The 8,555-nt window shown below is 63.7% G+C and carries 7 protein-coding genes; 1 reads left to right on the top strand and 6 read right to left on the bottom strand.

Annotated elements, in window-relative coordinates; translation table 11 throughout:
• Positions 1 to 82: 82 nt before the first annotated feature.
• Positions 83 to 2,128 (top strand): GAF domain-containing protein, encoded by a 2,046-nt coding sequence (locus H5T60_08220; protein ID MBC7242414.1) that lies wholly within the window; start codon positions 83 to 85, stop codon positions 2,126 to 2,128.
• On the opposite strand, the gene H5T60_08215 is transcribed toward H5T60_08220, so the two are convergent.
• Genes H5T60_08215 through H5T60_08190 form a run of 6 tightly spaced genes read right to left on the bottom strand, consistent with a single transcriptional unit; the run spans position 2,116 to position 8,551 of the window.
• Entirely contained in the window at positions 2,116 to 3,372 is a 1,257-nt protein-coding gene (locus H5T60_08215) for an ArsB/NhaD family transporter (GenBank protein MBC7242413.1), read from the bottom strand. The genes H5T60_08220 and H5T60_08215 overlap by 13 nt on opposite strands.
• Positions 3,369 to 4,256, bottom strand: coding sequence for a CBS domain-containing protein (locus H5T60_08210; protein ID MBC7242412.1), 888 nt, complete (start codon positions 4,254 to 4,256; stop codon positions 3,369 to 3,371). Before H5T60_08210 ends, H5T60_08215 begins: the two co-directional genes overlap by 4 nt.
• A gap of 38 nt (positions 4,257 to 4,294) precedes the next feature.
• Complete coding sequence (locus tag H5T60_08205) at positions 4,295 to 5,854, bottom strand: sulfatase-like hydrolase/transferase (GenBank protein MBC7242411.1); 1,560 nt, start codon at positions 5,852 to 5,854, stop codon at positions 4,295 to 4,297.
• Positions 5,855 to 5,882: 28 nt separating this feature from the next.
• Positions 5,883 to 6,875 (bottom strand): GTPase Era, encoded by a 993-nt coding sequence (era, locus tag H5T60_08200; GenBank protein MBC7242410.1) that lies wholly within the window; start codon positions 6,873 to 6,875, stop codon positions 5,883 to 5,885.
• A gap of 14 nt (positions 6,876 to 6,889) precedes the next feature.
• Entirely contained in the window at positions 6,890 to 7,573 is a 684-nt protein-coding gene (locus tag H5T60_08195; protein MBC7242409.1) for a queuosine precursor transporter, read from the bottom strand.
• 24 nt (positions 7,574 to 7,597) lie between these two features.
• Positions 7,598 to 8,551 (bottom strand): adenine nucleotide alpha hydrolase family protein, encoded by a 954-nt coding sequence (locus H5T60_08190; GenBank protein ID MBC7242408.1) that lies wholly within the window; start codon positions 8,549 to 8,551, stop codon positions 7,598 to 7,600.
• Positions 8,552 to 8,555: the final 4 nt, after the last annotated feature.

Here is an 8,555-nt window from a genome sequence, read left to right as displayed (position 1 = left end):
GTTGGACCATGAGCTGGACAGTCATCTCCGACAGTTGAAGGCCGTTGTGCAGATCGGGCAGATAGTTACGGCCAGCCTCGAGATGGGCGAGATTCTACAGCGCGTGCTGGGGTGCGCGGTGGAATTCCTACACGCGGAGCGCGGCGTCATCGTCGCGGTGGACCTGGGCGCCGGCGTCATGACCATCCGGGAGATCTTGGGCCCCCACCGGCCGGATTATCTCGGCCAGACGCGCCCCCTGGCCGGCACGCTGTCGGAGTGGGTGGCGCGCCGGCGGGAAGTGGTCTGCATTCCCGATACCACTGTCTCCGGCTGGTACGACCCGTACATCGCCGGCTGGCTGACCGGTGTACCGCCGCACAGTATCCTTGCCCTTCCGCTCCAGCGCGGCGAACAGGTTATCGGCGTCCTGCTCTGTCTGGACAAGTCAAAAGGGACATTCGGGCCAGAGGACGTCGAACTGGCCCGGGCAATCTGCGATTGGGCGGCGGTCGCCCTGGAAAACGCGGATCTGTATGCCTCTGTTCGCTCTATGGAAGAGAGATGGCGGCGCGTGGCTGTGGGATTGGGCTCGGCCATCGCCTGGGAGCAAAGCGAGGAGAGCATCTACGATGCGGTGCTGGACCTGTCGCTGGAAGCGCTGGACATCGATGCCTGTGCGGTGGAGATACTGTCACCGGACGGTGAAACGCTGGAATGCCGTGCCTCGCGCAATTTGCCCCAGCCCCTGGAGCCACGCTGTGCGCCGGTGGGGCTGTGCATCAGCGGGAAAGCCCTCCTGCGCAATGAGCCGGTCCTGATCCACGATATCCCGTCGGATGAGCGGCTGTACCGCCGGCAGAACGCACGCATATCCCCCTACCGCTCCGCGCTGTGCGTGCCACTGCGGACGGACAGCGGGGCCTTCGGGGTTTTCACTGTGTACCGCCGGCCGGCGGCCGCCTTCGATGCACAGGACGTCCAGCTTGTCACGGCGTTCGCCGACCACATGGCCGCCGGCATCGACCGGGTGCGCCTGCTGGAAGGCTACCGCCAGCAGAGCCTCTACCTGCGCTCCTTATTGGACCATACTTCCGAGATCATCTTCATCCTCAACGCGGAGGGACAGGTGGAGCTGGCCAACCGCGCCGGCCGGGAGCTGTCCCGCATCAGCCGCTCCCCGGGGATGAGGCATGTGCGGGAGACAGCGCCGGCATATTTCCCCTCTCCGCCAGAGGACCAGCTCCCTGACCCCTTCCCGTTCGCCCCTATTATCCTGGCGCGTGCTCGGGCGGGAGACCGGGGGCCGTTCATCCTGGAGGTTGACACCGGGGCGGGGCGGCCGGTGCATCTGATGGTGCGTGTCTTCCCGCTGGAGGCCGGCCGGCGCTATCTGGTGATCGGGCGCGACGCCTCCCGCCAGCAGTACCTGGAACGCTGGCGCTATGAGGCCCTGCACAACCTCCACCATGAACTGCGCACACCGCTTGCAGGTGTGCTTGGCTTCGTCCAGTACCTGCTGATGACCAGCGACGTCCCCCAGGCCACATGGGAGCACTGCCTGCAGAGCGCCCGCGAACAGGCCCTGCACCTGCAGAATCTGTTGGATGACCTTCACATGTACAACACCCTCCCGATGTGGGGAGCGCAGACCCCCTTCTCCTGCACTGAGGTGTGGGGTGTCATCCAGATGGTCATTCAGCTCATTCAACGACGCTACGGCGGCCGGGTTGCGTTTTGTCTGGAGGGAGAACGCTCGGTCCCAGAGGTAGTCTTTGACAGCAAACTGCTCCAGCGGGTGCTGTGGCACCTGGTGGATAATGCGGTGAAGTTCTCGCCGGCGGACCAGCCGGTGACCATCCGGGTGGAGGTACTGCGCGATGCGTTCGGCGGTTGGGTGGAGGTGCAGGTCCGTGACCGCGGCATTGGCATCTCGCCGGCCGAGCTGGAGCGGCTGTTCGACCCGTTCCACCAAGCGGACGACCGGGTGGAACGGCGTTATGCCGGCCTCGGCCTTGGCCTGACGCTGGTGCGGCGCGCCGTAGAAGGCGCCGGCGGCTACATTCGAGTGGAGAGCCGGCTGGGTGAGGGGAGCTGTTTCGCGATTCGCCTGCCCGTTTGCCCGCCGCAGTGCTGTCAGAGCAAATAGCGCAGCCAGAGGTACAGCGTGGAGAGCAACAGCACCGCCAGCGTGCTGATCAGACTGTATGAGAGGTAGCGTTTAAAGGAAATGGGATAGCCGGCTCGCTGGGCGACGGTCGCCACCACCAAATTGGCCGAAGCCCCCACCAGCGTCAGGTTTCCCCCGAAGTCTGCCCCCATAACCAGCGCCCACCACAGCGGCCCCGCCGGCATGACCTTCCCCAACTGCTGTACCAGAGGGATCAGAGTGGCTGTGTAGGGGATATTGTCCACGATGCCGGAGAACAGGGCGGAAAACCACAGCAGGAGATTGGCGGTCAGCCGCAGGTTTCCCTTGGTGATATTCAGGACAGCGCCGGCAATGGCAGTGATGATGCCGGTCTTGACCATGGCCTCCACCATGATGAACAGGCCGATGAAAAAGAAGAGCGTGGTCCATTCCACCTCGCGCAGGTGTTCAAAGGGGTCTCGGCGGGTGATAATGAGGAGCAGAGAGGCGCCGGCCATGGCGATGGTAGCCGGCTCCAGCCCCAACATACCATGGAAGATGAACCCGACCAGCACCAGGCCCATGACGACAAGGGATTGACGCAGTAAGCGTCGGTCGGTGATAAGGCCGCTGGCATCGAGGTGGGAGACGACCGGGGTGGGGTCAATCTCGCGTCGGATCTCCAGAGCCAATATGCCGATAAGCGTTCCCAGACACACTAGGGTGATGGGGAGCATGTTGCCGACGAAGGTCAGGAAGTCCAGGTTGGCCGCGCTCGCCACCAGGATGTTGGGCGGGTCGCCGATAATGGTCGCCGCGCCGCCGATGTTCGACGACATAATCTCCGCCACGAGGAACGGGATAGGGCTGACGTGCAGGGCGGAGGCGATGAACAGCGTGATGGGCGCGATGAGCACCACAATGGTGACGTTGTCCAGGATGGCGGAGGCGCCGGCGGTGACCAGGCACAGCATCGCCATGATGAGAAGCGGCCGGCCGCGGCCGGCGTTCACCGACTGCACGGCGATCCACTGAAACACGCCGGTCTCACTCATGATATCGGCGATGACCATCATTCCGACCAGCAGGAAGATGACGTTGAAGTCAATGGCGGAGAACGCCTCTTCCTGGGAGAGGATGCCGGCGAGGATCAGGAGCATGCCGCCGGCCAGCGCCACGACCGTGCGGTGGAGCCTCTCGGTCGCAATGATGGCATATGCCAGGACAAATATGACGGCGGTGAAGATGGCGGGGAAGGTCATGGGCGCTTCTCGGAGCAGGGGGGCAGTTCGCCGGCGGTAACCAGGGCGAGCATATTCAGGGTGTCCACATAGCCGATGACATGGCGGGTCTGGTCCACGACCGGCAGGCCGGGCAGTTTGTGCTTGTGCAGTTTGGCAAAGGCTTCTCGGAGGGGATCGCCGGCATGGACGAAGACTGGCTCCTCCATCAGGTCGCCGGCACTGCGGGCCTTGAACAGCGAGGCATATTCCAGCGCCTCTTCCAGCTCCGACATTTGCTGGAGGAATTCCTCCGGCATGATGTGCATCAGCAGTTCGCTGGCCAGGAGCTGGGCGCGGATGATGCCGATGAGCCGGCCTTCCTCATTGACCACACAGGCCAGGCGCGCATCCGGATGGCGGATCATCTCCTGCGCCACGCTCATCAGGGAATCATCGGGGTGGACGATGGCCGGCTGAATCGGGCGCATGGAGAGCACCTGGGAGATCGGGATACAGCGGATGCGCTCCCGCTCTGCCGTCGGCGGGGGCGCCGGCGCGGTGGCCGCCAGCTCCTCCGGGGAGGGCGGCCGGCGCTTATGCACGCCCAGCGTGCGCAGTACCGGCAGGACAAAGAGGATGCCGCTGTGGGGACGGTCAAAGCTCCCGACCAACTGCTCCGCTTCGGCAATGGCCTGTTCCAGCAGTTCTTCGTCGGGGATCACGGAGATGAGAAGACGCTGTTGTGTCTCCTCTTCGACCTCCCTGCCCAGCACAGTCAGGCCCAGGCGCTCCAGCCAGGAAATGGCGTGATAGCCCCCCATACTGCGCACGATGGTGGTGCCTGGGATGCCGATGGCGTGCCAGCGATCTAATAGTTTCGGGAGGATGTCCACATCCTCCAGCACTACCAGCAGAAGATACATGCTGGTCCTCCTTTCGAGAGACGCCGGCGGGCCGGCGCTCAATCCATATACCCCAGGCCGCGCAGCCGCCGGCGGATCTCCTCTTCCTCTTCCGCCCGGTACGTGCCAGCATGGGCCGCCTCAAAGGCGAAATGTTCCTGTTCTTCGGTGAAGCGGTGCAGTTCGTCGAAGAGCCGGCTGGCCTTGGGGGACGTCTGGATAAGGTTGCGGCGCTCCAGCGGATCGGTGCGGAGGTCATACAGTCCATCCGGGGCGTCGTCCACGGCAATGAGCTTGTCATAGCCGGCATAGAGGGCGCGCCACAGGGACAGGCACTTGTACGGCTCCAATATCTCCGGATCACGGCGCTCGATGACGCTGACGAAGTTGGTGGGGGAATAGGCCTCGGAGATGACCCGCTCGCGGGCCGGCGTGCGCCCCCGTACCGTGGAGCGCAGGCTCAGCTCCTCGGCGGTGCCCAGCGGGTCCTCGGAGGGGATGCCGGCATGCTCCAGGATGGTGTGGAAGATGCGGCGGGTGGAGACCGGTTCGGCGATGCGCCGGCCGGCGAATTCCCCGCCTGGGAAGTGCACCACCAGCGGCACGTGCACCACTTCCTGGAACAGGGTGAAGGCGTGGCCCATGTAGTGGTGCTCGCCGAACCCCTCTCCATGGTCCGCCACCACGATGACCAGGGTATCGTCCCAGGCGTGCAGGTCGTTGAGGGTATCGAACAGCCGGCCGAGATGATGGTCTTGGAAGGCGACCTCGGCGTCGTACATGGCCTGGATGGCGGCCAGTTCCATGTCGCTGAGGGGCTGGACGATGGGGGTGGCCCAGCGGTAGGCCTGCGTGTTGAAGCGGCTGATAAAGCGCCGCGCCTCTTTGTCCCGGCTGACCCACTGGGCATACTTGCGCACGAAGGGCAGCGCCGGCCAATAAGGCAGGTGCGTCTCCATCAGGTTGATGAACATGAAGAAGGGGGTCTCGTCTGAGTCGGGGTAAAAGGCGCGCACATAGCGCTCCACATCGCGCATGGAGCGGATCACATCCCCCTTGAAGTTGCCCAGCCGCGACCAGAAGGGCACGAAGAAGGACTCCTGCGAGAGGGCCAGCAGGCGCTCCGACTTGCCGAACTGCCGCTCGATGGCGTGCACTGCCTGGGCAATGCCTCTGCGCACGGCCTCAACGCCCCGTGCCACCGGGTTGGGCGCGACTTTGGGCGCCGGCACCACATCCGGCACAAAGCTGGCGTAGTTATAGAAGCGGTCAAACCCCCGCTGAATGCCGTTGTTCAGCACCCCCACCAGCGGGTTGTTGCAGAAAGCGAAGGTGAGATAGCCGTGGTCCCGCAGGATCTCGGTGATGGTGGGCAGGGTGGGCGGGATGGCCCGGTCGGACTGCACCGTCTGGTGCAGGAGGGGATACTGGCCGGTAAACATGGACACATGGGCGGGGATGGTCCACTGCGCCGGCGATATGGCCTGCTCGAACAGCGTGGCGCGCTCCGCAAACTGGTCCAAAGATGGGCTGGTCTCACGCGTGTAGCCGTAGCAGGACAGCCGATCCACTCGTTGGGTGTCCAGCACTACCAGAATCACATTCGGACGACGTTTCATCTAACAGCCTTTCTAGGGGCGGACATTTTCAGGGCATTTTGTAGCCGAAATAGCGCAACTGCCGTTCGTCCTGCCGCCACTTTTTGCGCACTTTTACCCATAATTCCAGGTACACCTGGTGCCCGAGGAAATGTTCGATCTCCCGACGGGCGGCGGTGCCGATGCGCTTGAGCATCTCGCCTTTGGCGCCGATAATGATGCCCTTCTGGCTCTCGCGCTCGACGTAGATGACCGCGCTGATGTAGGTGAGGTCTGGCCGGCGCTCCTTGAACTCCTCCACCACCACCGCCACACCGTGGGGTACTTCTTCATAGGTGTGCAGGAGCACCTGCTCTCGGATCAGCTCCGCCGCCATGAAGCGCTCTTCCTGGTCAGTGATCTGGTCGGGCGGATAATAGCGCGGGCCGAAGGGCAGGCGCGCGATGATCATCTCCCGCAGTTTGTCCAGGTTGTCGCCGCGGGTGACGGAGGTAAGGATCCAGTCATCGAATTGGCCCAGGGCCAGGTAGGCCTCGGCATGGTGCTGGATGTCCGCCGGCCTCAACAGGTCCACCTTATTCATCGCCAGCAGTACCGGCGCCTGGCTCTTGCGCGCCAGCAGATTGGCCACCATGCGGTCCTCGTCCGTCGGCATCACCGAGAGGTCCACCATGAAGACGATGACGTCCGCCTCAGGCACGGCGCTGGTGGCCGCCGCCACCAGATATTGGCCCAGCTTATGGCGTGGTTGATGGATGCCCGGCGTGTCCACAAAGACGATCTGGGCGTTGGGCAGGGTCAGGATGCCCAGCAGACGGTTGCGAGTGGTCTGGGGCTTTGGGGTGACGATGGCGATCTTCTGGCCCAGATAGGCGTTCATGAGGGAGGATTTGCCCACATTGGGCCGGCCCACCACCGCCACGAACCCGGAGCGGTGATCCGGCGGGAGCGGCTCCTCGTACCAGGGCACTTCCTCCGCCGCCGGCTCGATGGTGCTCTGCTTTTCCTCGATATCCAGCGTGCCGGCATCCTCGTGTTCCATATCCCGCGCCTCTCTCAACTGGTGCCGAACTTAAACGGGTTGAAGTCCGTGCCGTAATCGAAATAATCTTCCTGCTCGGCCTGCTTCAGCCAGCGCACAATCTGATAGGTCAGCGGGGTTGCCATCACTTCCACCCCGCACTTGAAGATATAATTGGACAGGATGACGCTGAAGAGCAGGCTGGTGGGAAGGGTGCCGGCAAAGGCGATGGTGACGAACAGCAGGGTATCCACCCCTTCGCCCACCAGGGTGGAGCCGATGGTGCGCGTCCAGAGCCAGCGGCCTCTGGTCAGGATTTTCATTTTGGCCAGGACGTAGGAGTTGGAGAACTCGCCGGCGAAGTAGGCCACCAGGCTGGCGATGACGATGCGGGGGGTCTGCCCCAGGATGGCCATGAAGGCCTCCTGGTGCTCCCAGCCGCTGGCCGGCGGAAGCGCCCCTACGATCATGAAGGTCAGCGCCGCCAGCGCCGAACACCCGAACCCGGTCCAGATGACGCGCCGGGAGCGGCGGTACCCGTAGACCTCGGTCAGGATGTCGCCGAAGATATAGCTGATGGGAAAGAGGATGGTCCCCCCGTCGAAAGTAAAGGGGCCCAGGTTCAGTATTTTACTACTGGCGACATTGCTGATCAGCAGTACCGCTACGAAAAGGGCCATGATCAAGTCGAAATAGCGGTAGGCTCTGCGGCTCTCCATATCCCGGTTCATCGTCGTCCCCAATTATGCTTCGAACTCATCCGCCGGCCCGCAAACCGCCATCTCCGGCCGCTCCCACAGCCGGCAGAAGGCGCACAGGTCGCCGGCGGTGGTGGGCTGGCCACAGCGCCGGCAGTCCTGCATCTGCACCGCTTCCTCCTCGGCGAAGCGGATCGTCCCCTCCTCCTTCGCCTTGAGGAAGGAGAGGTAAAAATGTAGTTTGGCGCCCGGCGAACGCCCCTCGAGCTGATTCAGCAGTTCCTTGTAGAAAATGGTCTTGGCGCCGACGGCGTAGGGGCATTCGTCGTAGATGTAATCAATGCCCCGCACCAGGGAATAGGCCGCCATCTCGCGCTCGTACATCAGGCAGAGCGGTTTGACCTTGCGCGCCAGGTGGGGATGGGTGGAGGGCAGTACCGGCGCCTGCCGGCCCAGGTAGCCGGCCTGCCAGTGCAGGGTATTCTGCATCAGCACGGCCGCCTCATCATCCAGGTTATGGCCGGTGGCGATGGCGGCAAAGCCCCCTTCATAGGCCACCCGGTTCATGATGTGCCGCTTCACCAGCCCACAGAGGGAGCAGGTTTTGGCGCCGCGCCGGGAGCGTCGGGCAAGCTCCGGGATGGAACAGCCGTACGTTTCCCGCACGTCCACTACGCGATAGGGCAGACCCCCGCGCGCGGCGGCGAAGGCCTCCACCTTGGCCTTGGATTCGGCGGAATAACCGCCGCCGATGCCCAGGTCAATGTACAGCCCTTCCGCGGCATAGCCCAGGCGGTAAAGGATATCCCACAGCGCCAGGCTGTCCTTTCCGCCGGAGACGGCCACCAGCACCTTGTCTTCCGGGCGGAACATGCGGAAGCGCTTGATGGTTTGCCCGACGCGCGCCGGCACCCACTCGAGGTAGTGCTCCTCGCAGAGGGCCAACTTATGCTGTGGCATATTGATGACCGCCGGCGCGCCGCACTTGCGACAGCGCATCCCC

Source organism: Anaerolineae bacterium (assembly GCA_014360855.1).
Lineage (GTDB): Bacteria > Chloroflexota > Anaerolineae > JACIWP01 > JACIWP01 > JACIWP01.
The sequence above is the reverse complement of the archived record's forward strand: the minus strand, read 5'-3'. Positions and strand labels throughout refer to the sequence as shown.

Bases quoted from the DNA above. Each gene is read 5' to 3' on its own strand.
- H5T60_08220 (MBC7242414.1), top strand. From the start codon at position 83: ATGGGCGAGATTCTACAGCGCGTGCTGGGGTGCGCGGTGGAATTCCTA.
- H5T60_08215 (MBC7242413.1), bottom strand. From the start codon at position 3,372: ATGACCTTCCCCGCCATCTTCACCGCCGTCATATTTGTCCTGGCATAT.
- H5T60_08210 (MBC7242412.1), bottom strand. From the start codon at position 4,256: ATGTATCTTCTGCTGGTAGTGCTGGAGGATGTGGACATCCTCCCGAAA.
- H5T60_08205 (MBC7242411.1), bottom strand. From the start codon at position 5,854: ATGAAACGTCGTCCGAATGTGATTCTGGTAGTGCTGGACACCCAACGA.
- era (MBC7242410.1), bottom strand. From the start codon at position 6,875: ATGGAACACGAGGATGCCGGCACGCTGGATATCGAGGAAAAGCAGAGC.
- H5T60_08195 (MBC7242409.1), bottom strand. From the start codon at position 7,573: ATGGAGAGCCGCAGAGCCTACCGCTATTTCGACTTGATCATGGCCCTT.
- H5T60_08190 (MBC7242408.1), bottom strand. From the start codon at position 8,551: ATGCGCTGTCGCAAGTGCGGCGCGCCGGCGGTCATCAATATGCCACAG.